General features: G+C 48.0%; 22 protein-coding genes, 1 tRNA gene and 3 pseudogenes. 17 read left to right on the plus strand and 9 right to left on the minus strand.

What is annotated here, in order from left to right; genetic code table 11:
• The first annotated feature begins 272 nt into the window (after positions 1 to 272).
• The 13 genes and pseudogenes from B5G04_RS01365 (at position 273) to mobV (ending at position 12,505) form a co-directional block, all read left to right on the plus strand.
• Positions 273 to 482, plus strand: a complete 210-nt coding sequence (locus tag B5G04_RS01365) for an XRE family transcriptional regulator (RefSeq protein WP_204246982.1) — start codon at positions 273 to 275, stop codon at positions 480 to 482.
• Between the two features lie 106 nt (positions 483 to 588).
• Complete coding sequence (locus B5G04_RS01370) at positions 589 to 1,584, plus strand: PD40 domain-containing protein (RefSeq protein WP_022040776.1); 996 nt, start codon at positions 589 to 591, stop codon at positions 1,582 to 1,584.
• 21 nt (positions 1,585 to 1,605) lie between these two features.
• Positions 1,606 to 2,322 (plus strand): outer membrane beta-barrel protein, encoded by a 717-nt coding sequence (locus B5G04_RS01375; RefSeq protein ID WP_022040777.1) that lies wholly within the window; start codon positions 1,606 to 1,608, stop codon positions 2,320 to 2,322.
• A gap of 70 nt (positions 2,323 to 2,392) precedes the next feature.
• Positions 2,393 to 2,755 (plus strand): hypothetical protein, encoded by a 363-nt coding sequence (locus tag B5G04_RS01380; RefSeq protein ID WP_022040778.1) that lies wholly within the window; start codon positions 2,393 to 2,395, stop codon positions 2,753 to 2,755.
• A 457-nt stretch (positions 2,756 to 3,212) separates the two neighbouring features.
• Complete coding sequence (locus tag B5G04_RS01385) at positions 3,213 to 3,917, plus strand: hypothetical protein (RefSeq protein ID WP_087395327.1); 705 nt, start codon at positions 3,213 to 3,215, stop codon at positions 3,915 to 3,917.
• 74 nt (positions 3,918 to 3,991) lie between these two features.
• Positions 3,992 to 4,348 (plus strand): P-II family nitrogen regulator, encoded by a 357-nt coding sequence (locus tag B5G04_RS01390; RefSeq protein WP_013618448.1) that lies wholly within the window; start codon positions 3,992 to 3,994, stop codon positions 4,346 to 4,348.
• A gap of 44 nt (positions 4,349 to 4,392) precedes the next feature.
• Positions 4,393 to 5,757 carry an ammonium transporter gene (locus tag B5G04_RS01395; RefSeq protein WP_204246983.1) on the plus strand — a complete coding sequence of 455 codons (1,365 nt, stop codon included), beginning with the start codon at positions 4,393 to 4,395 and terminating at the stop codon, positions 5,755 to 5,757.
• A gap of 206 nt (positions 5,758 to 5,963) precedes the next feature.
• The gene (locus B5G04_RS01400; RefSeq protein WP_087395330.1) at positions 5,964 to 7,160 is read left to right on the plus strand and encodes a multidrug effflux MFS transporter; all 1,197 of its coding nucleotides are present in this window, start codon (positions 5,964 to 5,966) and stop codon (positions 7,158 to 7,160) included.
• 310 nt (positions 7,161 to 7,470) lie between these two features.
• Positions 7,471 to 8,682: pseudogene (locus tag B5G04_RS01405) on the plus strand (tyrosine-type recombinase/integrase).
• An 11-nt stretch (positions 8,683 to 8,693) separates the two neighbouring features.
• On the plus strand, positions 8,694 to 9,065 hold the full coding sequence (locus tag B5G04_RS01410; RefSeq protein WP_072530733.1) for a hypothetical protein: 372 nt from the start codon (positions 8,694 to 8,696) through the stop codon (positions 9,063 to 9,065).
• 295 nt (positions 9,066 to 9,360) lie between these two features.
• Complete coding sequence (locus tag B5G04_RS01415) at positions 9,361 to 10,554, plus strand: DUF5906 domain-containing protein (protein WP_072530732.1); 1,194 nt, start codon at positions 9,361 to 9,363, stop codon at positions 10,552 to 10,554.
• Between the two features lie 90 nt (positions 10,555 to 10,644).
• Entirely contained in the window at positions 10,645 to 10,974 is a 330-nt protein-coding gene (locus B5G04_RS01420) for a hypothetical protein (RefSeq protein ID WP_143270407.1), read from the plus strand.
• Between the two features lie 160 nt (positions 10,975 to 11,134).
• Positions 11,135 to 12,505, plus strand: a complete 1,371-nt coding sequence (gene mobV / locus B5G04_RS01425) for a MobV family relaxase (protein WP_087395336.1) — start codon at positions 11,135 to 11,137, stop codon at positions 12,503 to 12,505.
• Between the two features lie 137 nt (positions 12,506 to 12,642).
• Here the strand turns inward: mobV and B5G04_RS01430 are convergent, their stop codons facing one another.
• The 3 genes from B5G04_RS01430 to B5G04_RS01440 are packed head-to-tail and all read right to left on the minus strand — an operon-like array spanning position 12,643 to position 14,215.
• Complete coding sequence (locus B5G04_RS01430) at positions 12,643 to 13,275, minus strand: flavodoxin family protein (protein ID WP_021928855.1); 633 nt, start codon at positions 13,273 to 13,275, stop codon at positions 12,643 to 12,645.
• A gap of 4 nt (positions 13,276 to 13,279) precedes the next feature.
• Entirely contained in the window at positions 13,280 to 13,819 is a 540-nt protein-coding gene (locus B5G04_RS01435) for a flavodoxin family protein (RefSeq protein WP_087207705.1), read from the minus strand.
• A 12-nt stretch (positions 13,820 to 13,831) separates the two neighbouring features.
• Positions 13,832 to 14,215 (minus strand): nuclear transport factor 2 family protein, encoded by a 384-nt coding sequence (locus B5G04_RS01440; RefSeq protein ID WP_021928857.1) that lies wholly within the window; start codon positions 14,213 to 14,215, stop codon positions 13,832 to 13,834.
• Between the two features lie 171 nt (positions 14,216 to 14,386).
• Here B5G04_RS01440 and B5G04_RS01445 point away from each other — a divergent pair, with 171 nt between their 5' ends.
• Positions 14,387 to 14,737, plus strand: a complete 351-nt coding sequence (locus tag B5G04_RS01445; protein WP_021928858.1) for a helix-turn-helix domain-containing protein — start codon at positions 14,387 to 14,389, stop codon at positions 14,735 to 14,737.
• Positions 14,738 to 14,994: 257 nt separating this feature from the next.
• On the opposite strand, the pseudogene B5G04_RS20335 reads toward B5G04_RS01445, so the two are convergent.
• Positions 14,995 to 16,029, minus strand: a pseudogene (locus B5G04_RS20335) (hypothetical protein); the annotation flags it as partial.
• A gap of 39 nt (positions 16,030 to 16,068) precedes the next feature.
• A pseudogene (locus tag B5G04_RS01450) lies at positions 16,069 to 17,241 on the minus strand (hypothetical protein); the annotation flags it as partial.
• A gap of 94 nt (positions 17,242 to 17,335) precedes the next feature.
• Between B5G04_RS01450 and B5G04_RS19575 the strand changes: the two are divergent.
• Positions 17,336 to 17,506, plus strand: coding sequence for a hypothetical protein (locus tag B5G04_RS19575; RefSeq protein ID WP_158098033.1), 171 nt, complete (start codon positions 17,336 to 17,338; stop codon positions 17,504 to 17,506).
• On the opposite strand, the gene B5G04_RS01455 is transcribed toward B5G04_RS19575, so the two are convergent.
• Both B5G04_RS01455 and B5G04_RS01460 read right to left on the minus strand, forming a co-directional pair.
• Positions 17,503 to 20,202 carry a TonB-dependent receptor gene (locus tag B5G04_RS01455; RefSeq protein WP_087395340.1) on the minus strand — a complete coding sequence of 900 codons (2,700 nt, stop codon included), beginning with the start codon at positions 20,200 to 20,202 and terminating at the stop codon, positions 17,503 to 17,505. The genes B5G04_RS19575 and B5G04_RS01455 overlap by 4 nt on opposite strands.
• A 178-nt stretch (positions 20,203 to 20,380) precedes the next feature.
• A complete protein-coding gene (locus B5G04_RS01460; RefSeq protein WP_087213101.1) occupies positions 20,381 to 20,752 on the minus strand; it encodes a helix-turn-helix domain-containing protein in 372 nt (123 codons plus the stop codon).
• 290 nt (positions 20,753 to 21,042) lie between these two features.
• Here B5G04_RS01460 and B5G04_RS01465 point away from each other — a divergent pair, with 290 nt between their 5' ends.
• Both B5G04_RS01465 and B5G04_RS20705 read left to right on the plus strand, forming a co-directional pair.
• Complete coding sequence (locus B5G04_RS01465; protein WP_343211130.1) at positions 21,043 to 21,471, plus strand: hypothetical protein; 429 nt, start codon at positions 21,043 to 21,045, stop codon at positions 21,469 to 21,471.
• A 5-nt stretch (positions 21,472 to 21,476) separates the two neighbouring features.
• Entirely contained in the window at positions 21,477 to 21,599 is a 123-nt protein-coding gene (locus tag B5G04_RS20705) for a hypothetical protein (protein ID WP_343211131.1), read from the plus strand.
• 316 nt (positions 21,600 to 21,915) lie between these two features.
• Here the strand turns inward: B5G04_RS20705 and mutS are convergent, their stop codons facing one another.
• On the minus strand, positions 21,916 to 24,504 hold the full coding sequence (mutS, locus tag B5G04_RS01470) for a DNA mismatch repair protein MutS (RefSeq protein WP_087395798.1): 2,589 nt from the start codon (positions 24,502 to 24,504) through the stop codon (positions 21,916 to 21,918).
• Positions 24,505 to 24,767: 263 nt separating this feature from the next.
• Positions 24,768 to 24,838: transfer RNA gene (locus tag B5G04_RS01475), tRNA-Gln, on the minus strand.
• Positions 24,839 to 24,949 lie beyond the last annotated feature (111 nt).

A 24,949-nucleotide genomic window follows, 5' to 3' on the forward strand; every position in this document is an offset into this window, starting at 1 on the left:
AATTGTCTTTGCAGTGTTGCCTGTGAGCCCTTGTGTTCTGTGACAACATCAACAAAAATGCACAAATCCATACCGCGCAGAGTATAATTGCAAAACATAACTGATAAAAGATAACAAAATGAAGATATGTCAATCTTTCCGGAATGAAGACATTCATACTTGTCTTTTCCTAAGGGAATAACGCAAACTCTCAAGAAACAAGACAAACCGGAAAACAGATTCCCATATCTTTTTTAATGTTTACCTATATTTTTGTTATACCTTAATTATATATGAAAACAATGCATATCGGTCAACTCATCAAACAAGAAATGGACAAACAAGGAAAAACAGTATCTTGGCTGGCCAGAGAATTGTCGTATTGCAGAACAAATGTATACAAAATATACGACAAGAAATCCATCGACACTGATTTGTTATTGCGCATTTCCATTTTATTAAAGCACGATTTCTTTGCCAGCTATTCGAATGAATTAAAGTAAAATGTCCCCAATATATAAACATATACACTTATTGGGGACACTTTTACTTCATTTTGTTAATATATATTTTTTTCTTTGTATATCTAAACAGTCAAACACACAAAATATGAACAACAAAGTAAAGCAAATTATATTGACAGGCATATGCATTTTCACCGGATTCGGCGGATATATCCAAGCACAACAAGTAGACTACTCCGTAGTTTCAGTTCCAGAAGAATCCAGTAACCAATTCATCCGTATCACATCAGATGCCGATTGTGTATGTATGCCCATCGTAAAACGGAACGGGAACAAACGCATTGACTGGCTCTCCAATCGCATATTAGACACTTCAACCGACGGGCAACATATCGCCTATCTTTCAGCACGCAACAACACGACCAACATCTTTATAAAAGATTTAAACAAACAAGGAGGTTCTGTACAACGAACCAATCGTTCGGCTGTGCTGGACTTTTCTTATTCACCCGATGGAAAATACATTTGTTTTTCAGAAACTCGCGGGGGAACAAACCAGATATTCCGCACCGATGCCAAAGAGGGATATGTGTGTCGGCAAATCACCAGTGGAAGTCAAGATTATTCCCCCGTTTATTCAACAAACATGACACAAATATTCTTTGCCAGACAAGAGCTGAAAAGTGTCAGTATCTGGAGTTATAATGTACAAAACAATTTCCTTTCAACATTCACCAGTGGCATGAATCCGTATCCTGTAAAATCAGAACAAGCATTTGTATGTACCCGTCCCAATGCAGCAGGAAAAAGCGAAATATGGAAAATAAATTATCATACAGGCACAGAGGAATGCATTATCTCTGACCCCGAACGAAGTTTCACTTCTCCAATAATTTCACCCGATGGGAAATGGCTGTTGTTTGTAGGAAGCAGCAAAATAACATCAGGGACATTCACTTATTTGAATACCGACATATTTGTAGCAAGAACAGACGGCACGGACATGACACAACTCACCTACCATGCCGCCGATGACCTCAGCCCCGTATGGAGCAGAGACGGGAAATACATCTATTTTATTTCCCAACGTGGAAGTACCTCAGGTACAGCCAATATCTGGCGAATGAACTTTAATTACTAATACCTTTTAAATTTATGTATCATGAAAAAGTTTAAGTTATTTGTGTTGTTGGCTTTTATAGGCTTGGCAACCAGTGCTTCTGCACAGTTCGTTAATTCAGGCACATCCAGTAGCACATCAAACAGCAGTTCATTTGATGTCACTTCCGTAAAGACTAGCGGATGGAATCGCATCTATGTATCGTACAATCCTTCAAAGTTGAAATTTGATTATGACGATGCGGATGATATAAAATTCAAAGGATTGACCGTTGGTTGGTTAAGAGGCTTCGGGCTTACCCAAAAGTTACCCTTGTACATGGAGGTAGGTGCAGGCGTTCAGTACAGAAGCTATAAGGACGAAGAATCTGATTCTTATGGCGGATATGAAGCCAGCTATTCTGACAAATACAACATGTTGTCGCTGAATATTCCTGTAAATTTATTGTATCGGTTCAACATCACAGATGATTTTTCTATCAGTCCTTATTTCGGATTGGATTTTCGCATTAATTTGCTTGGTAAAAACAAATACGAGATAAGTTATGACGGTAATACAGATTCGGAAGATTGGAATTTGTTTGACGATGACGATATGGACAACGAAGCTTGGGGACGCTTCCAAGCCGGCTGGCATCTTGGTGTAGGATTTGATTACCGTGTACTACATGTAGGAGTAGAATATGGAACCGACTTCAACGAGATAGCCGAAAAAACAAAATTCGCAACCACTTCCATTACATTGGGACTAAACTTCTGATATATAAACCAAACAAAGAGTAAGGTGTGCCAAATCCTATTTCGGCACACCTTCTTTAATCTTAATACTTATGAAAACAATTCGATTATTTTGGCTATTTACTGTTATGGCATTGATGGCAGTAAGCTGCTCGGATGATGATAATGACCTTGAAAGTTCGATTGTAGGCGCATGGCAATCTGAAATTCATACTTCCCGCATATGGATATTTATGAGCGATGGACAGGTTGTTTCTGAAGATGAGTATGGCACTTACTATCTAAATGGAGACCGTTTGTATATTTCATGGACAGACGAATACGGTAATTATGAGGAAGCTTTTCTAATTGTTGAATTAACATCCGACACAATGATTCTTGACGAATTGGACGAAGAAGGGATAGCTCATGATGACCCGGAAACTTACCGACGAATAAATATGGGAAACAGGTAAAAAACAAACAACCCGCTATCTTCCTCATTACATCCCTTCCCAGCCTCCCCCCATAATGGAAGGTCGGGAAGGGTTCTCAAAAACATATTCCAAATCAGTACACAATAAATTCAAAACAGTTTCTGACATTTCTTTTTGCACACAAAATCTCACCCACAAGAAACAAAAAGAAAACAAAACAAGGAATACTGAATCTTTTTACTTACATTAAATCTTTATTTGATTTCATTTCGTCCACAATTCATCAAAATATTTTTCATTTTGCAACACATTATATAGAAAATCCTTTCAATTTAAAACACAACAAGCTATTATGCTTAAAAAGTGCACTCATTCAGCTTAAAATAAAAACAAAAAGACATAAATTTGCAGTGTAATAAAACAAAAAGATGTTTATCCGGGATAACAACTGTAAATGTGTTAGTTTAAATGGTATGAATGATTAAATCAGGAAACTATGAAAGGATTACTTAAAAAAGGAGGAGCATGGATTGCAGTTGCAATACTATCTCCAGCAGTGCTGATGGCACAAGACAAAGTGGAAGCAAGTGTGGGAGCCGACCTGATGAGCGGATATATCTGGCGCGGGCAAGATTTGGGGAATGTCAGCATCCAACCCTCGCTCTCCATCGCCTACAAAGGGTTCTCGCTCTCGGCTTGGGGGTCGGTAGGGTTCGAGAAGTCAGATACGAAAGAGTTCGACCTTACGCTGGGGTATGGCATCGGCGGGTTCAGCGTATCTGTAACGGACTATTGGTTCAACAACGGGCCGGCGTATTTCCATTACGGAGCACACGACACGAACCACACGTTCGAGGCGCAAGTGGGATATGATTTCGGCGTGCTTGCCGTAAACTGGTACACCAATTTCGCCGGCAATGTAGGGTATAATTCGGACGGCGACCGTGCGTATGCCTCATACATCGCCCTTTCGGCTCCTTTCCGTCTGGGCGGGCTTGACTGGGAAGCCACGGTAGGCGCCACGCCCTGGGAGAACGATTTCTATAACGGAGGCAAGAACGGATTTGCCGTGAGCGAGGTAGGCATTAAAGCCACCAAGGAACTGAAAATCACCGATTCGTGGACCCTGCCCGTCTTTGCGCAGGCGATATGGAACCCGGCAACAGAAGGCGCCTATTTCGTGGCAGGCTTAAGTTTTTGATAGGATAAACGAGAGGTAAAAGATTGAGGGATAACATTTCTGGCAAAGTACTAACTACAAAATACAAATACAAGATGAAAAAGATTGAAGCGATTATCCGGAGAACACGGTTCGACGATGTGAAACAAGCATTGCTGGATGCTGACATCGAGTGGTTCTCCTATTACGACGTGCGGGGCGTAGGAAAGACCCGCGAAGGCCGCATTTACCGCGGCGTGGTGTACGATACAAGCTCGATAGAGCGCATCCTGCTCTCCATCGTGGTGCGCGAAAAGAATGTAGAGAAAACCATCCAGGCGATACTGAAAGCCGCCCAGACGGGCGAGATAGGCGACGGGCGCATCTTCGTCATCCCGGTAGAGGACGCCATCCGCATCCGTACCGGCGAACGGGGGGACATTGCGCTCTATAACGCCGAACAAGAGAAATAAGCCACATAAGTCATACAAATACAATATCTAAACGAGATTTTATTATGGATACATATACAAAAGGCGGCAGATGCTGGATGAGGTATGCCGCGGCGATTCTTATGCTTTTGATTTCCACGCCTTCCCTGCTGGCACAGGAGGCAAGCGGAGCGGATATGCCTGCGCTCGATTCGGGCAATACAGCGTGGATTCTGACCTCTTCCATCTTAGTGTTATTGATGAGCATTCCGGGCATTGCCCTGTTCTATGGCGGCTTGGTGCGCCAGAAGAATGTATTGAGTGTCATTATGCAAACCCTCTTCATCGTAGGCGTGGTCAGCATCTTATGGATAGCCTTCGGGTATAGCTGGGCGTTCGATACCAGCTTTGCCGATGCAGGAAACCCGCTGGCGTGTGTGATAGGCGGATTCGACAAGGCGTTCCTCCACGGCATCACCCTGGATACGCTGACCGCGGGCAACATTCCCGAACTGGTATTCGTGATGTTCCAGTGCATGTTTGCCATCATCACCCCCGCGCTGATATTGGGTGCCTTTGCCGAACGTATCAAGTTTTCGGGCTATATCGTGTTCATCACGTTGTGGGTAATCCTTGCCTACTTCCCGATGGCACACTGGGTATGGGGCGGAGGCTTCCTGCAGCAAATGGGAGCCATCGACTTTGCCGGAGGTACGGTGGTGCACATCAATGCCGGGATTTCGGCATTAATCATGGCGATTATGCTGGGCAAGCGCATGGACTATAAGGTAGGGCATCCCATTACGCCGCATAACGTGACCTTCGTCTTCATGGGCACTTCGTTCCTATGGCTGGGATGGTTCGGCTTCAATGCCGGAAGCGGGCTTGCCGCCGACGGGCTTGCCGCAAACGCCTTCCTCGTAACCCATGTGGCAACGGCTATGGCGGCTATCACGTGGATGGTCATCGACTGGCTCTGCAACAAGAAACCCACCACCATCGGCGCCTGTACGGGAGCCGTAGCCGGACTGGTGGCAATCACTCCGGCGGCAGGCACGGTAGACCTGCTGGGCGCGTTCTGCATCGGTATCATCACGCCGATAGTATGCTTCTTCATGGTAGCTGCGGTCAAGCCGAAATTCAAGTATGACGATGCACTCGATGCGTTCGGCGTACACGGCATAGGCGGTATCATCGGTTCTATCCTGACCGGTGTATTCGCTACCCGCTTCATTTCGGGCGAAGACGGCGTTCAAGGCGCTCTCTACGGCGACTGGCACCAGCTTTGGGTTCAGATTGTAGCAACCGTGGTATCTATCGTGTTCAGCGCGGTCATTACCTTCATCCTGTTCAAGATAGTAGACTCTACCATCGGGCTCCGCGTAGACAAGCGCGTAGAAGAAGAAGGGCTTGACATCTACGAACACGGCGAGTCGGCTTACAATCATTGATAGCTGACAAGGAGAATTGGTTTTAAGGGCACACAGAATTCCAAGGCTTTGCACAAGCCTCGGAGTTCTGTGTCCTCTGCATGTTTTGGAAAGCCCGTTCCCCTCATATTGTTATAGAATGTTTTTTATGCCAAAGGGTGTGACAAACAAGAGAGGTACACGCGACATTTTTGGTACTTTTGCAGCGGTAAAAGAAAGGATAATTTATGGCTAGACAAAACTCACGTGTATTTATTTTAATCTTTTTGGGTATGCTTACCGCCTTCGGGCCGTTTGTCACCGATATGTATCTGCCTACTTTCCCCGAGATGGCAGATTTTTTTCACACATCTTCTTCGATGGTCCAACTGGGCTTGACCGCCAGCATGATAGGCCTGGCGGCGGGGCAATTGTTCTTCGGACCGCTGAGCGACAAGTACGGGAGACGCCCGTTGCTGATTGCCGGCATGTTTCTGTTCCTGATTTCTACGCTGGGATGCGTATATTCGCAGACCGCCCTGCAGTTTGTAGGCTGGCGGCTGGTGCAGGGGATAGCCGGGGCAAGCGGGATTGTGATATCGCGCTCGATAGCCGCCGACAAATATGCCGGACGCGAACTGGCAAAGATGTTAGGCATCATAGGCGCCATCAACGGAGTGGCTCCGGTAGCTGCTCCGATGGGAGGAGGGATGCTGGCGGAAAGCATCGGCTGGCAAGGCATTTTCTGGTGCTTGTTCTGCATAGGCATCCTGCTTCTGGCAGGCAGCTTCCACCTGACCGAGTCACTTCCGGCAGCTAACCGGAGAAAAACAGACTGGGCAGATGTGTTTCGCGGTTTCGGTGCGGTCTTGCGTAACCGCCAGTACTTATGCTACATCCTGCAGTTCGGGTTTGCCCAGGGCGTGTTATTCGCCAACATATCGTCCGCCCCGTTTATCATGCAAGAACATTATGGCTTCTCGCCGATGACGTTCAGCGTATGCTTCGGTGCCAATGCGCTGGCAATTGTCTTCTCGGCGGCATTATCTGTCAGGTTCCGCCATCCGGAGCTGGTACTCTATCGCGGAAGTCAGGGCATACTGGCCGTTTCCATCCTCCTGCTGGCAGCGATGGGTTCCTCGTGCAGCTTTTGGATTTACGAAACATTGTTGCTCTGCCTGTTGGTGATGCTGGGGCTGACATTCACATCGTCCAACACCTTAGCCATGAACGCCGAACGCCAACATGCCGGAACGGCATCCGCGGTATTGGGTGCGTTAGGCTTTGCTTTTGGCGGCATTGTTTCTCCGTTGGTGGGTATCGGCGACATCATGCTTTCTACAGGTATCGTATTTACCGCAAGCTCACTGGGGGCTTTCACATGTGCCCGTATCCCCATGCGCAGACTGATAAGACGTAAGGTTGCTGTAGCATGCGGCAAGTAATACCGAAAAGAATCGTACTGGATGACAAAAGTATCTGATTTTTCGACAAAATAATAGGATAAAACGCAGAATAAAGCAAATTTGAGTATTCTCGCTGACAGTCAGAGAGTTTGACTTTGGATGGAACAAATTGGCATAAGGTCGGGAAAACGGATTTAGGCAGATTGCAGAAATAGATGCACTTCCAAATCATTACCCGACACCTGATGCACATTTAACACTAACGGTCTCTATTTCTGCGTTCTGCGTAGGTTTACATTCTGCCTTTACAACTCCCGTAAACTAATTTTGCACCAAACAAAAAGCAAGGATTATGAGGAGTACATTCAAGACCGTTTTTTATGTAAACGGAAGCAAAGAGAAGAACGGAATTGTCCCCATCATGGGACGGGTTACAATCAACGGGACTATCGCGCAGTTCAGTTGCAAACAGAGCATCTCAAAAGAACTTTGGGATGCCAAAGGCAACAGGGCGAAAGGCAAGAGCCGAGAGGCGGTGGCGGTCAATTATGCCCTTGACAACATCAAGGCGCAGATAACGAAGCACTACCAGCGGCTTTCCGACCGTGAGGCGTTTGTCACGGCAGAAATGGTACGCAATGCCTATCAAGGTGTAGGCACGGAGTATGAAACATTGTTGCGTGCCTTTGATAAGGAGAACGAGGCATTCGCCAAACGGGTGGGCAAAGACCGTTCCAAACGCACATATCTGAAATATGTCATTGTCAGGAGATATGTTGCGGAGTTTATCAAGAAGAAATACAAGCGGACGGACATAGCGATGAACGAACTGACCGAGGACTTCATCCGTGACTACTGCCTGTACCTGCGCAACGAAGTCGGGCTGGAACAATCATCCGTGTGTGTATACTCCATACCGTTGAAACACATCGTCACCGCAGCCCACTATAACGGGAAGATAGCGAGAAACCCGTTTGCGATGTACCATCTTGACCCTGACCACAAGGAGCGTGGCTTTCTCACGGAGGATGAAATTCAGGCGTTGAGTGCAATCAAGCTGGACAATCCCAACTTTGCATTGGCAAGAGACCTGTTCCTGTTCGGTTGTTGGACGGGAATCTCGTTCACGGACATCAAGAACCTGACCACCGACAACATCATTGAAATGAATGGTGCATCGTGGATTGTGTCGAAACGCTAAAAGACGGGCGTACCGTTCCAAATCAAGTTGATGGACATCCCGATGCAGATTATCAAGCGGCATGAAGCGTTCAGGACTGACAAGCGGCTGTTCAATATCGGCTCGCTTGACATGGTGAACAAGCGCATCAAGAAAATAGCTAAAAGATGCGGTATAGAAAAGACGGTTTCATTCCATCTGAGCCGCCATTCATTCGCTGTTTTGGCATTGAATTACGGTATGCCGATAGAGAGCGTGAGCAAGATTTTAGGACATACCAATATCACCACCACGCAAATTTACGCGAAAGTGACGAACAAAAAACTTGAAAACGACATATCCGATTTCGAGAGCAAGGTAAGCGGACGTTTCGCCATATAAACGCACAGGGTATGAAACGGACAACAATCACGATGGACGAGTACGGCAGGGTTGCTGTACCGTCCGATGCCGCCAGCGTATGGATGAGCGAAATGGAACTGGTGGAACTTTTCAATGTAATCGTTCCTACACTCCGTGCCACCGTCCGATCCGTGTATAAGAGCGGAGTGTTGAAATCTTGCGAGGTGGAAACGCGTATCAGGCTGCCTAATGGCTATTATGCGGAAGCGTATGCCCTGCCAATGGTCGTTGCACTTGCCTTCCATATCAACACACCCAATGCCGCAAGGGTGCGCAATGCCCTTTTGGAAAGGATGTGCTTGCGAAAAGACAGACAAATGCTGTGGCTTTCGTTAAGCGACAGACAGCCATGTAAATGTTAATGGGTGCGATTATTCGTCAATATATCCATTCGTCAATACGCCTGTGTGGTTACACATCCATACCACTATCATATCAGTCCGAAGAAGTGCGGTTTTGCTTCTTCGGGCTTTTTCTTTTCACCTTTTGATGGCTGGCATTGCCCGTTTCGCTGCATTTTCTTGTTTGTCGGTTTCTTTTGCGCCGTTCTGCATAGTTTTACGTATCAAGGTTTTAACCGTCATGCCGTAGCTTTGCAGCCATGTTTAATCCGCCTGCCAACAGGGTGTCGGCGGCACTAAAACCTATATTTGAAACATGGAAAAGAAAGAAACATTCATCCGAGTAGGCACAACGCTTTACAAGATTGTGGACCAGCCCCGCATTGACGGCGGCTATGTGAGAAAGCGCATCGCATGGAACTCCGAGACCCTGCGGCAAGACTACGGCAAGGATTACATGGCAAGTGTCCCGAAGTATGACGGCTTCTGCACTGTACCCGACCATGTGGGCTACCAGCCCGTTGTCGGCAAGTTCCTCAACCTCTACGAGCCGATAAACCACCAGCCGCAGGAGGGCGACTTTCCCTGCATCCGCTCGTTGGTGGAACACATCTTCGGCGAACAGTACGAGTTGGGCATGGACTACTTGCAGCTGCTCTACCTCTATCCCGTTCAGAAACTCCCCATCCTCCTGCTCGTGTCCGAAGAACGGAATACGGGCAAAAGTACGTTCCTGAACTTCCTGAAAGCCGTATTCCAAAACAACGTGACGTTCAATACCAACGAGGACTTCCGCAGCCAGTTCAATTCCGACTGGGCTGGCAAGCTGCTCATCATGGTGGACGAGGTATTGCTCAACCGCCGTGAGGACAGCGAGCGTTTGAAGAATCTCAGTACCACGCTTTCCTACAAGGTAGAGGCGAAAGGAAAAGACCGTGACGAGATAGGCTTCTTCGCAAAGTTCGTGTTGTGTTCCAACAACGAGCATCTGCCCGTCATCATTGACATTGGCGAGACACGCTATTGGGTGCGGAAAATTGTGCCGCTCAAGAATGACGATACAGACTTCCTGCAAAAGCTGAAAGCGGAAATCCCAGCTTTTCTCCATTTCCTGCAACACAGGCAACTCTCCACCGAGAAAGAAAGCCGCATGTGGTTCAACCCGAAGCAGCTGGAAACAGATGCCTTGCGGAAGATTATCCGAAGCAACCGCAACCGTTTGGAGATAGAGATGGCGGAACTGCTGCTCGACATCATGGCAAGCACGGGTGTCAGTTCTGTTTCTTTTTGCCTCAATGACATTATCCCGTTGCTTGTCTGCTCGCAAGTCAAGGTGGAGAAGTCGCAGGTTCGGAAAGTGGTGCAGGAATGCTGGAAGCTGGCTCCTGTATCCAATTCGCTTTCTTACACCACCTACCAATACGATTACAACCACGAATGTCACTATTCACCTGTCAGACGGATTGGACGCTACTATACGGTAAGCAAAGTGCAGTTGGAAACACTCTGATATTTTGATGAAATGATGAAAGTATATGTAAACATAAAAAATAACAGCGACTTACATGCTCATCAAACCCTCAACAAAAGTATTTGGCTGATGAAAAGAGAAAGCGGATGCAGCCTCACACATCACTTTTCTTTTGGCGAGCGGTTTGATGAAACGCTGATGAAAGGTTATTGCATTAGTTGTCAGTATATTAGACTATCCAATCATCAATTCATCGGATTTTCACCCCTCATCAAGTCCGCCGGGAAAGCAACAAAGGTGAATATCGCCATCCGTAGGCTGGTCGGACGGACTTCCGTCCTGCCGACCGACAAGGGAAAGCCGATGTCGCTGGCGAAAAGAAAAAGCAACCAATGTCCGCTAACATCACCGCTGACACCACCGCAGGCTTTTGGGAAACAAAAAGCCATAGCTCATTAGGGCGTTTTCTTCACGCACCGCTTCGCTCATGCTAAAAACACCCTAATGAGCCAATGGGGTTGCACCCCTCTGGACACCCCCGTTTGTCCTGTGCGGCATGACCGCAGGCGGACGAACATTGACAAACAAGTTTGTAGAACCTCAAAAACAAGAAACGAACATGGGATACATAAGCATTCAAATCAACAAGGCGAAAGGGTCGGCTGACACGGGCGCATCCGACCACATAGAACGCAAGACCACGCCCAAGAACACAGACCCCACACGCACCCATCTCAACCGTGAACTGGTGCAATTCCCCGATGGCGTGGCAGACCGTACCGAAGCGATAAGCCACCGCATCCGCACGGCTGGCATCAGGCGTAAGATAACGTCCGACCAAGTACGGGCAATCCGCATCGTGCTTTCAGGTACGCATGAGGATATGGTGAAAGTACAAGACGAGGGTAGACTATCCGAATGGTGCGATGACAACCTGCAATGGCTGCACCGCACGTTCGGCAGGGAGAACACCGTTTCGGCAGTGCTGCACATGGACGAACACACTCCACATATCCATGCCACGGTCGTTCCGATAGTGACGGGAGAGCGCAGGAAAGCGAGGAAGAAGCAAGCGGAGGGCAAACGCACCTACCGCAAGAAAGCCAACGCCGTGCGCCTGTGCGCAGATGACCTCTTGACCCGTGAACGGCTTGTTGCCTACCACGATAGCTATGCTGAAGCGATGGCAAAGTACGGCTTGCATCGTGGCATACGTGGGTCAGAGGCACGGCATACCACCACAGCCCAATACTACCGTGACTTGAAACGGCAGACGGGAGAGCTTGAAACCAACGTAAGGCAGTTGCAGACCGAACAGAAACAAGCGGAACGGCTGCTTGCCGAAGTCAGGAAGGAAATCAAGTCGGAGAAGCTGGAAGCCGCCAAGACCGAAGCGAGAACGGCACTTGTGGCAAAGGTCGGTTCTCTTTTGGGAAGCGGCAAGCTGAAAGAACTTGAAGCCGACAACCGCACCCTGCAAAATGAGGTTGCAGCCCGTGACGAAAGCATCGAGTTGTTGCAACAACAGATGCAGCGGCAGCAGGATGAACACAGCCGTCAACTGATGGAACTGCAAGCCAAGCACCGCAGAGAAATGGCGGACAAGGAAGCGGAACACCAAAGGGAAGTGTCATTCCTGAAATCCATCATCCAAAAAGCCAAGAAATGGTTTCCGCTGTTCCAAGAGTTGGTGTACATGGAGAAATTCTGCCTTAAAGTCGGCTTCAACGAGCGGCAGACCGCCACGCTCATCAGCGGCAAGCCGTTGTTCTATGAGGGCGAACTCTATTCGGAGGAGCACAGGCGGAAGTTCACGACCGAGGAAGCAGGCTTCCAAGTGGTGAAAGACCCGAAAGACAAATCCAAACTTGCGCTTGCCATCAATGGGCAACTGATTGGCGAATGGTTCAAGGAACAGTTTGGCAGGCTGTTCTCATCCATTAAAAGGACTGTTAAGCCGCTTAGGAGAGACAAGGGCATGAGATTATAAACGATGCCAACGGGAGGGTAGCAAGTTTGTGTTTGGGGCAGACCAAAACCGCTTGCTATCCTCCCATTGGTTAAATTCAAAATCGGACAGGAAACATCCTCTACTCAAAAATCTATAAGTTTTCTTGTTAAGTTTGGTTATTCATATTTGTCTTGGATGAAGTGCGTCCGCATTCTCGGTTCATATTCCGGCTTGCGAACGCCGTTCTTCCGTCCGCTTTCAATGCACTTTAGCAACCACGCCATATTTTGCCCCAAGATGCGCATGGTCTGCAAGCCTTCCTTGTCCTTGCGCACATCGTCGGGTGTGAAGCCGTGTACCGAGTTCCAGTATTGCGATGCTACGATAGGCATATTCGCAATAGTGAAATATTGATTCAATTGCTCGAAGGTGGCGGAGGCTCCACCACGGCGGCACGATACTACTGATGCGCCGAGCTTGCCCGCCATGCGGTTCTCCGTGGCGAAGAACAGGCGGTTCAGGAACGAAACGAGTTGCCCCGTTGGTGCACTGTAATAAACCGGAGAACCGATGACGATGGCATCAAATTCATCCAGCCGTTTCTGTATCTCTTGCACGAGGTCGTCGCGGAAACAATGTCCTGTATTCATGCAGGCTCCACAGGCGATGCAACCCGCTATGGGCTTCTTGCCTAAATACAGCAATTCCGTCTCAATGCCGTTTGCCTGCAAGGTGGTTTCCACTTCGTGCAGGGCGGTATAGGTGCAGCCCGTTTGATTCGGGCTGCCATTAATCAACAATACCTTCATACGTTCAGAATTTATGCGCCAGTTCAGCCGCTTGCTTGCAGCCGTCCGTCTTGTTGATGTCACCTTCGTTCAATACTCCGGTAATAAGCACTTCGCCAGCCATCTCCCATTTCAGCAGAGCGGCAGAACGTTCCAGCGGCATACGGATGCCGTCCATTACCGTCACGTCGTTTTCTTCGCAGCAGGCTATCAGTCCGCATTTCTTTCCGGCGATATCCTTTCCGCCCACCACGAATGAAAACAGGCGGTCAATCACACCCTTTATCTGTGCCGGGATGGAATACCAGTAGGTTGGCATGGTGAATACAACAGCATCGGCTTCCATAATGGCAGGTGCGATAAGGTTGAAATCGTCGTCGAACGAACAAGCCTTGCCCGTCTTGAAGCAGGTCTGGCAGGCACGGCAACCGCCTATCTTCATCAGTGCGGCATCAAATCGTCGCACCGTGTGGCCGAGTGTCTCCGCTTCCCTGATAAATGCGTCCGTCATGGCAAAGCTGTTGCCATGCTTGCGTGGACTTCCCGTAATAACTGTTATCTTCATGACGCTTCCTCCTTACTTTTGAATGGTATTCGAATTCTGATTGTACGCCTTCGCCACGCACCGCCACTCGCCGTCCATCTTCATCAGCAGCAGGTAGTCGGTGAAGTCGATACGGCCTCCCCATTTCTCTTCCAGCACGCGCACCACGGCGAGGGTCTCTTCTACGTCCACCACGTCGATGCGTGCCTTGAAGTCATCGCCTGCGCCTACGGTGTCCACATTGTGGTAGAACTGCTCGATGCTGCCGTGCTCCAGCTTCCCGTCCAAGTAGCCGAATAAGACGGCTTCGTCAATAAACAATTCGCGGGCATACTTGCTGTTGCCTTCTGCCACACTTTTCACAAACTTCATGGCAGCTTCTTCCACTGCCTTGTACTCTTCGATATTTGCTCTCATGATGCTAATGTTTAATTGATTATCTTGTTTTGATGCTCCAAAGGTAGGTGATTCCTCCAGTTTGCACAAGTACCGAAAAATTATTCATATACTGAAAAATTATTCGGTATATACCCGTTACGATATATTATCCTTACCTTTGCAGGCGTAACATTCAATAAAGATAAAACCATGTACGAAAGAAAGATACCCGTAGATTTGGACTGTCCCTTGCGGCTGACCATGAGCCTGATTGATTCCAAGTGGAAGTCATGCATCTTGGACGAACTGCGCCACCGTGCCCTGCGTCCCAGTGAATTGCACAAGATATTTCCCGAAGCCACGCCTCGTGTGCTCGACTTGCAACTGAAGGAACTGGTAGAGGACGGGCTCGTATCGAAGACCATCTACCCTGAACTGCCTCCTCGTTCGGAGTATGCTATCACTCCGTTGGGGATGACGCTTATTCCCATCATCGATGCTATGATTGCATGGGGAGAGAAGAATACAGAATTATTTGAAAAGAAATATGGGAAACGGTAATAGAATTTGGTTGCTTTTCACTATCTTTGCGCTAAGACAAGAGTTGTTTGACAGAAATTTACCGCATATTGCAGAATTTGTGACTGTTTCCAAGTCATTACCTCGTTTTTTGAGAAATGCTTATAAGTAGCTTATTTTTAATATATTCCTATTTCAATATCGTTTTTTACGACAAAAGAAACGCGGAGAGCTTGTTGGTTGTATGCTCTCCGCGTTTTTTTACGTGACAATCCTCCTTACGAGAATGTGGATAATTTTCAGAACTGATATCCTGTCCATCCGAAGAGGTCGGCAGAAGCTCCGGTATTGCCATCGGCTACGGTAACCTCACCTGTTCCGTGTATTTCATCGCCTGTAAGCGTCGAAGTCAATTCATTGGTTACAGAGATAGTTGTAGTCGCCTGTGCATCGCCCTTGCTATCGGTCAAGTCAACCAAGTCATCTACCGCACCCGTACCGATGACCAACGCATTGGTAATGGTAGCCTTCGCACCCCGGCGAATCTTGATAGCGTCTACCATTTCGGCTGCTTCAGACAAGTTTTCGATAGTCATGTTCTCGATGGTGAAGTCGGATTGCGGAGCGTGGTCTGCACCGTTTCCGTCCAGATTTCCGTCAGCTTCTACACCACGCGGGTCTTCTTCGGTGCTGGTGAATCCGGCTTCCCAACGTCCGTAGCAGTCCTTCAGCGTACCGCAATAGCCTTGAGTGAAGTCGAACATATCGTCATCGCAGTTTACGGCAAGCAGTCCGGTTACGTTTACCGAGCCTCCGAAGAATTCGATGGCATCATCGGCACCGTCAGCAATATAAATGTTTTCAATCACCGTTCCGTTTCCTACTGCATTCAGTGTAAGTCCGTTGTGCTCGATATCGGCACTCGAACGCGCTCCGGTATAAAGCAGCTTGACATAACGCAACACGCCCGAATTGTCGGCATTGTCATCGCCTCCGTAGGGTTGGTTGTTATCAATCTCGGTAGCACCTTCGGTTACAGTTCCCTCTACGCCTGAGATACGGGCATAACCGTTGATAATCAATCCTCCCCAGTAACCCGGTCCGGCATTGGCTTCATCTTCTGCCGTAAAGGTGATGGGAGCCTCAGCAGTTCCTTCTGCCATAATCTTACCGCCACGTTCTACCAGCAAGTAATTGCCAAAACCTTCTTTTGCCTTGATGGTCAATCCGGCAGGGATGGTCAGCGTAGCACCTTCTTTCACTACTACAGCACCTTCGAGTGTATATTCAGTATTCGCATCGAGAGTCATATCCGAAGCGATATCGCCTGAAAGGGTTGCCGTAGCAGGTTCCGGAGCTTCGGTTTCGCCCGGGAAATGATAGCCTGTCCATGACAGTGCACTGGTATTGGCACCCGTATTTCCTGCCTCCATCACGATGCCTTCGTAAGTGCCTTCTGCGTTCAAGTCGCCATCGGTAGTAGCCGAAGCCAACTGATTGCTTACACTCATTTCAGTACCTTCACCTGCTCCGCCTTTTCCATCGGTCACGTCAATCAGGTTTTCTACAGGACCTGTACCCATTACCAAAGCGTTGGTGATGTGTGCTGTAGCACCGCGGCGTACCTTGATAGCATCGTTCATCGAATAATCAGAGAAATTAGCGATAGTCATGTTCTCTATACGGAAGTCTGATTGCGGTGTATGGTCAGGACCATTTCCGTCCATGTTACCATCGGCTTCTACACCGCGCGGGTCTTCTTCGGTGCTAGTGAAACCTTCTTCCCAAATGCCGTAGCAGTTAGACAAGGTACCGGAATACCCCTGAGTAAAGTCGAACATATCGTCATCACAGTTTACAGCAAGCAAATTGCTTACATTTACTGTACCTCCGAAGAACTCGATAGCATCGTCGGCACCTTCTACAATATATACATTGTTAATGGTAGTACCGTTACCTACACCGTTTAAGGTCAAACCGTTGTGCTCGATGTCTGCACTTGAGCGCGCTCCGGTGTACCACAATTCGATGTATTGCAATGTTCCGCTATTGTCTGCAGCATCGCTTCCTCCGTAAGCCATGTTGTTGTCCACCTCGGTAGCACCGGTAGCGGTACTTCCTGCAGGACCTGAAATAGGAGCCTTACCATTGATAATCAAACCGCCCCAATAGCCCGGCTCAGCCTTGCTTTCATCGTCTACCGTAAACACGATGGGAGCCTGTGCCGTACCTTGGGCATTGATGCGTCCGCCCTGTGCCACAATGATGTATTTGTCGAAGCCCTGTTGTGCCTTGATGGTAGTTCCGGCAGGAATTTCAAGAACAGCGCCATCGGGTACAGTCAGCGTACCAGTCAAAAGATATTCCGTATTGGCATCCAAGGTCATCGTTCCTTCCACATTACCCGAAAGTTCCACGGTTTCTGTAGGTTCGTTACCTCCGCCTTGGTCTCCGCCTTGAGGATCGTCATCGTCACTACAAGAAGTCAGTGATACACTGCTTGCCAATGCGGCAAACAACATCGCATTTAAGAAAAACTTTTTCATTGTTCGATAATTTGGTTAAAATTATAGTTTGGTTTATTGTTCTGATTATATTTTTTCCAAGCAGGCTTAGAAGCTGTTTTGAATTTATCGTGCGATGATTTGGGATGAGTTTTTGAGGCATTTCCGCTTCTGTGATGAGGAAGATAGCGGGCTATCTGACGAAGAACAGGAGCGAAAAGGACCAAAAAATCGCCCAAAGCACACACGAAAACGGATACATCAAGCCAAGAAAAACTTTTTGGAGAAATTCAAAACAGCTTCTTAGAACGTGCATGCCACCCCAAGGCTGAAATCGATTCCTCTGCGGTACTTGCTTAACACCACCTCTTCATTCGTTGCATTTCCTTTACGTGTCAGCTGGTGAACGGAGTTCAACAAGTTTTGCGCTTTCAGGCTGATGGTAAAGTGCTCGCCAATCTTAGCCGAAGATACAAAGTCAAGCGTCGGAATCCCGTTTTCTACAATGTCCTGGTATCCTTGTGTGCCGATGGTGTACAGACGGTCGCTGAAATAATTGAACACCAATGCATTGGTAAACGAGTTGCTTCCTTTACGCACCAAGTAAGTCAGGTCGGCATTGACAAGCCAGGGAGCCGCGCCTTCCAACTGGGAACCGGTCGGGTCAGTAGCCAAAGGCACTTTCGCACACGTATAAGTATAAGCGCCGTTCACACCGAAACTCAGCTTATGCAGACCTCCGTCTTGCATCGGATGAGAAAACAAGTCTTTCCGTATCTCGATTTCCGCACCGGCTACAGTAGCATGGTCGGCAATGTTTTCATACGAAAGGAATCCGCCGGCACTGGCAATCTCGATACGTGAAATCGGGTTCTTGATGTATTTATAGAAACCGGTTACTGAAATCAGTTCACTGGGCGAAAGATACCAGTCCCACTTCAAATCTACGTTGTAGTTATCCGAAGGCTGCAAATCGGGATTACCCTGACTATTGAATGTAACGTTTACATAACGGAACGGAGATATTTCCTTTGCCTGAGGCAAGGTATAAGTCTTGCTGGCAGCAAACCGGAGCGAATGCTTGTCATTGAAATTATAACGCAAGTTGATGCTGGGCAGCACATAGTCTTTGTTGATGGACTGGCTTCCCTTGGTTCCGCCACGATTCACATTGTAATCTACGTCCATATTCACCTTATCGTATTTCACGCCCAGATTGGCAATGAAGCCTTCGGTAAACTGGTAAGTGGCTTCCACGTATGCCGAGTGGATGTTTTTGTTTACTCCATACTCATCGATGTTTTTATCCAGGATAAAGTAGTTGTTGTCCAGGTTCTCTTGCGTATAATAATTATCGAACCGTACATTATTGATATCAAACTCTTCCTGACGCACTACCGACATATCATACTCGGTAGCTGTAAAATTATCGTCCACAATGCGTCCGGCATAGCCCAACTGGATGTTGGATTCCTGTGAAAAGTTATCGGGAAGTTTATAAGTAAAACCTGCACAGATATTCAGGTCGTCTTCATTCAGTTCCGAGAAATAACGTTGCTGGATACCTGTACCTTTCATCGGCACATAGCCCCGGTCGGTCTTTACCAGATTATTGATGCGCCGGTCTGGTTCCAGTCCTTTGATAATGTTATAAGCGGCACCTACATTAAAGTCGAGCTTATCCGCCAACGCCCATTTGGTATCCAGCTGATTGACGAAAAGCAAGTTATCATTGGTCTGCTGGCGGCGCATGAAGCCTTCGTAGGTGTCCGAAGACTGGTAATCGGCATCCATACCCAAGTAATCGCCCACCGACTCGCGCGAAGCGTGCAACATGATGAAATTGTATGTCAACTCGTACTTGTGATCATGCAAGTAGTTCAGGTTCGCCATCACGACTTGCGAAGTTTCCACATTCGACTTCTTTCCGAGCATATCCTGCGAAAGCTCACCCGTGGTAATCGAATTGCGCACTTCTTCTTCATAATAAGAATAATCGCGGTTATGACTGGCAATCAGGTAGAACGAAAGCGGATTGTCGTGGATATCAAATTTCTTTCCGCCCGAAATGCTATAACTTTGGTTTACCAGCCCGTTCTTCTTCGAAGGATCCAAGCGGTTCTGGAAGTTGTATACAGAAAGATCATCGCTCGGCTGCTTGCTATTGGCGAAACCAAAGGCATTCACTCCGTCCATTTTCAAGAAATCGGACGAGAGCGATTGCGTATTGAAGCCACCTGAAATGCTGGCGTTCACTTCACCATAACCCGTCAGCTCTTTCGAGGAAATGTTGATGTTAGCTCCCGCCACGTCAGCGTATGTATTGCCATAAAAAGCTTTGTTGACATCTACCGACTGGATAATGTCAGTAGAAAAGAAATCGAGCGCAATGTTCTTGTACTCCGGATCTTCCGAAGGAATCGGAAAACGGTTCAGCGTAGTCAAGTTATACCGGTCGCCCAATCCGCGGACAAACACATTCTTCACACCGTCTTGTTTCGAAATGCCCGATATCTTGGTAACTGCCCCTTCGGCATCTCCCACACCCTTGCGGGATAACTCCTGGGCGCCAACCGACTGAATTGCCACCACCGATTTCTTTTGCTCCAATAAAGTAACGTTCTCCGACTCGCGGTTCGCCTTAGCCACAACCACCACATCCGACAACATTTGTGTATCGGGTTCCAACTCGAAATCGAGTGTGGTTACTTTGTTATCCTCTACCTTTACCTGACGTTTGACCGTTGTTTTATAACCAACATATTTAATTTCAATGTCATAGATACCGTCTTCCACCCCTTTCAGCTGGAAGTTTCCGTCTATATCCGTTACAGCTCCGATATTGCTTCCCACAATCCGGATAGTAGCCCCGATAAGAGGTTCTTTCGATTTCTGGTCCTTGATACAACCTTTTACATTCACATTTACCTCAACCGCAAAAACATTGGCTGCAAACATCGATAAGAGAACAGCCGAAGTCATCCATTTTCTAACTCTTTTCATTACCTTATTTTACTAAACTTTTACCGAGTGCAAAGAAAGAGCTTCCCTTTTACAGGTATACGACAATCGGATAACTTTCCGTTTACAAGTCCGTTGCAATAAGATTACAATATTGAAGAAGTTGTATGCCCCTGCATACCGAATAAGGCCGAATGCCGGAAACGGACATGTAAGCGTTTTACTTCTTTACTCTTTTCCTGTCTTCGATAATGGCATCCTTGTTCTCCAACGCCCAACTTATCAGCGCATTGATGTGCGGAAGCAACGAATGGGTACGCGGTGTCAGGGCATACTCCACCCTCGGAGGCACTTCCGGATAGACGGTACGGGTAATATAGCCGTCCTCCTCCAATGTCCGCAAGGTTACGGTCAGCATCTTCTGCGATATGTCCGGGATTTCGCGCTGCAACTCCTTGAAGCGCATGACTTCCTTACCCGCCTTGTTCAGCGTATATATAACCAGAAGCGACCATTTGTCACAGAGCCTTGCCAAGATGTTCCGTATCGGGCAATCCGGAAACATCATATCTTCTATCATTGTCCTATCCATATTATACTGCTTTTCAATTCACTCTACAAAAGTAATCAAACTCCTTTTATGTAGCAAGCTTTTATCGGATGGGCGGCAATCAGCCCTTATCCTCCACATTATTTATTATAAAAGACAAGACAATTTCATTGAACCGATAACTGAAAACCTTCATGCACTTAGCTATATTCTATATTCCACCAGCCGGAATATACGTTCCACGGGCTGGAATGTACGTTCCATGGGCTGGAATATACATTCCACGCCGTGGAATATAGAATGGAACTAACTGTATACAAGAAACAAGCTCGTTGAAAACACATAGTGAGTGCCCGCAATCTGCCAAAATGCCCGAATTTACGAAAGGGGAAATCTATGGCGGCATGATGAAAGGATTCGCGCAGGCTTTCGGCGATGCCCTGACCGACATGCCTACAGGCAAGGCTTCGGAAGTGGCATTCGGCACTACGCAGACTTGGGCAGGAGTTCCGTTCGAATTCCGCCACGGAGCGACATCCGATTTTCCGGGCGCAAGCATCCTGATAGGAGGCAAGGCTTATTATACGCACTGGACTCCGGCAAAGGCACACGTAAGCCATTTGCAGGTTTCTTCTCCGGCTGCCATTGATGCGGAAATAGCAGAAGCAAAAAAGTCACTGGCATCGGGCGCGGAACTGTTCATCGGCGGACACGGAGGTGCAGCAAAGCGCGATGCGGTGAGTTCAAAATTGCCTATCTGAAAAAGATGAAAGAGGTGCTCGGCAATAACCAGACGGCACAAGCTTTTATGGACGACATGAAGAAAGCTTTCCCCGGACTGCCGGGAGAAGCCGGACTGGAAGAATTGAGTAAGGCACTCTACAAATAATTATCGAATAAAACCAATCAGGAGTTAAAAGGGAGTTATAAGGAGTTATCGTCCGCCTGGCGGACTGGGAGTTAGACGCCAATACTTTTTGCATCGTTTTCAGAAACAAGACTATTGACCTTTAACTCCTATAACTCTTGTGAAACATAACTACGCTTATACTATACATGGTATAAATTTGTGCATTTCCTTGAACATCTCGTACCGTTTCTGTAGAGACGATGTGCACATCGTCTCTACTACGTGGCATATACAAAATACATATTTTAATGCCGTTTAAAGTATAACTCCTGATTCGCATAAATAGTAAATACCCTCACTTTCCTGTCACGATACGTTTAATGTCATTCAGTTTGTTCAACGCTTCTATCGGCGTCAAGTTGTTCACATCCAGATGCAAGATTTCATCCCGTATCTGGCATAACACCGGGTCATCAAGCTGGAAGAAGCTGAGCTGGACGCCGTCTTTAGGAGCAGAAGCCTGTACCTTCGGACGCGACGCCATGCCTTCCTGCCGGTTCTCTTGCTCCAGACGGTGCAGGATTTCATCGGCACGCTTCACGATGCTTTGGGGCATGCCCGCCATTTTTGCCACATGAATACCAAACGAATGCTCGCTTCCTCCACGCTCCAGCTTACGCAGGAAAATCACCTTATTATTGACCTCCTTGACCGTTACATTATAATTCTTGATACGCGGGAAAAGTGCTTCCATATCGTTCAACTCGTGATAGTGCGTGGCAAAAAGCGTACGGGCATGGGCTTTCTTGTTCTCGTGGATGTGCTCTACGATAGCCCATGCAATGGAGATGCCGTCATACGTGGAAGTGCCGCGCCCCAACTCATCAAACAGCACCAGGCTTCGGGGAGAGAGGTTGTTCAGGATATTGGCGGCTTCATTCATCTCGACCATGAACGTTGATTCGCCCACCGATATGTTGTCACTTGCTCCTACACGGGTAAATATCTTGTCTACCAGTCCGATATGCGCACTTTCGGCTGGCACGAAGCAGCCTATCTGAGCCAAGAGCGTGATAAGCGCCGTCTGGCGGAGCAAGGCAGACTTACCCGCCATATTGGGTCCCGTGATAATGATAATCTGTTGTGATTCCGTATCGAGATAGACATCGTTGGCAATGTATTTCTCGCCCACGGGCAATTGCTTCTCGATGACCGGATGGCGTCCTTGCTTGATGTCGAGCACGTCATCATCGGCTACCACCGGACGGATATACTTGTTCTCGCGCGCCACATCGGCAAAGGAGAGCAGGCAATCCAGACGTGCGATTTGCGTGGCATTGATCTGGATAGCCGGAATAAACTCGGCAAGGTCTGCCACCAAGTCATTATAAAGCTTGGTTTCCAGTACCAGGATTTTATCTTCCGCCCCCAATATCTTCTCTTCGTATTCTTTCAGTTCCTGCGTGATATACCGCTCGGCGTTCACCAGCGTCTGCTTGCGTATCCACTCGGCAGGCACTTTCTCCTTGTGTGCGTTCCGCACTTCGATGTAATAGCCAAACACATTGTTATAGGCAATCTTCAGGCTGGGGATGCCGGTCTGCTCGATTTCGCGCTGCTGGATTTGAAGCAGGTAATCCTTTCCCGAATAGGAAATACGGCGCAGCTCATCCAGCTCGGCATTCACTCCGTCGGCTATCACCCCGCCCTTGTTCACCAGCAGAGGCGGGTCGTTCACTATCTCCTTCGCTATTTTATCCCGAATCGAGACGCAGAGGTTCAACTGCTCCCCGATGCGCCGGAGGCTTTCGTTGTCCGCGTTCAGGCAGGCATTCTTGATGGGTTCGATGGCTTGGAGCGCCACTTTCAGCTGTACCACCTCGCGAGGGGAGATACGTCCCACTGCGGCTTTTGATACGATGCGTTCTAGGTCGCCTATACGGTGCAGCTTCTCTTCGATAAAGTCCTTGAAGTCGGGCTCGCGGAAGAAATACTCCACTACGTCCAGCCGGGCGTTAATCGGTTTTACTTCCTTCAGGGGAAACACCATCCAGCGTTTCAGCAGGCGGGCACCCATGGGGCTGATGGTATGGTCTATCACGTCCAGCAGGCTGGTGCCTCCCTCGTTCATGCTGCCTATCAGCTCCAGGCTGTGCACCGTAAACTTGTCCAGCCGCACATAGCGTTCCTCTTCGATGCGTGCCAGCGAAGTGATATGCCCTATCTGATAATGCTGGGTCATGTCGAGGTATTGCAGGATGGCTCCAGCCGCGATGATGCCGTTCTTCAGATGCTCTACGCCGAAGCCTTTCAGGTTCTTGGTCTCGAAATGTTTCAAGAGTTTCTCGCGTGCCGAAGCCTCGGTAAACACCCAGTCATCCAGCTCGAAGGTAAAAAACTTGCTTCCGAAATTGCCTTCGAACATGGGTTTCTTGCCCCGCTCGAACAACACTTCCTTGGGAGCGAAATTATTCAGAAGCTTGTCGATGTAGTCAAAAGGTCCCTCGGCGGTCAGGAACTCGCCGGTAGAGATGTCCAGAAAAGCGATGCCGCACGCGGTTTTCCCGAAATGGATGGCGGCAAGGAAATTGTTCTCCTTATACGACAACACATTGTCGCTGATGGCAACGCCTGGCGTCACCAGTTCGGTAATGCCCCGCTTCACCAGCTTCTTCGTGGTTTTCGGGTCTTCCAGCTGGTCGCAGATAGCCACACGCCTTCCGGCACGTATCAGTTTGGGCAAATACGTATCGAGGGCATGGTGCGGAAATCCTGCCATTTCCACCGTCTTCGCCTGCCCGTTGGCACGCCTGGTCAAGGTTATTCCCAGTATTTGCGAAGCGGTCACGGCATCTTCGGAATAGGTTTCGTAAAAGTCGCCGCACCGGAAAAGCATCAGCGCGTCGGGATGCTTCGCCTTCAGGTCGAAATACTGTTTCATCATGGGGGTCAATACCACGTCATTATCTTTAGCCACTGTGTTGTCCTTTCTTTTATTAATGTGTTGTCCGTACCTGCAAAGGTACGAAAATTTCCCAAATATCTGCCTTCCGTGACGCAAGTATCTGCAACGCCCGGCACAAGTACCTGCATGAACGGATGAACATAATAACGGAGCCTAGCTAATACTCATGCCGAGCATACAAAGGAAAGCCCCGCAAAAACGACGTTTTTACGGGGCTATACCTTAAAATGACCTGATTTGCGTTGGACTACCAGGATTCGAACCTAGACAAACAGAACCAAAACCTGTTGTGCTGCCATTACACCATAGTCCAAACTTTCGTGCTTTCCTTAGAAAGCGGTGCAAAGATAAGTGTTTTTTATAATATCCTCCAAATAATTCCCCACTTTTTTTATCTCTTTTTTCAATATTCCGTATCTTTGCC

This window comes from Bacteroides sp. An51A, from assembly GCF_002161565.1.
Classification (GTDB): domain Bacteria; phylum Bacteroidota; class Bacteroidia; order Bacteroidales; family Bacteroidaceae; genus Phocaeicola; species Phocaeicola intestinalis.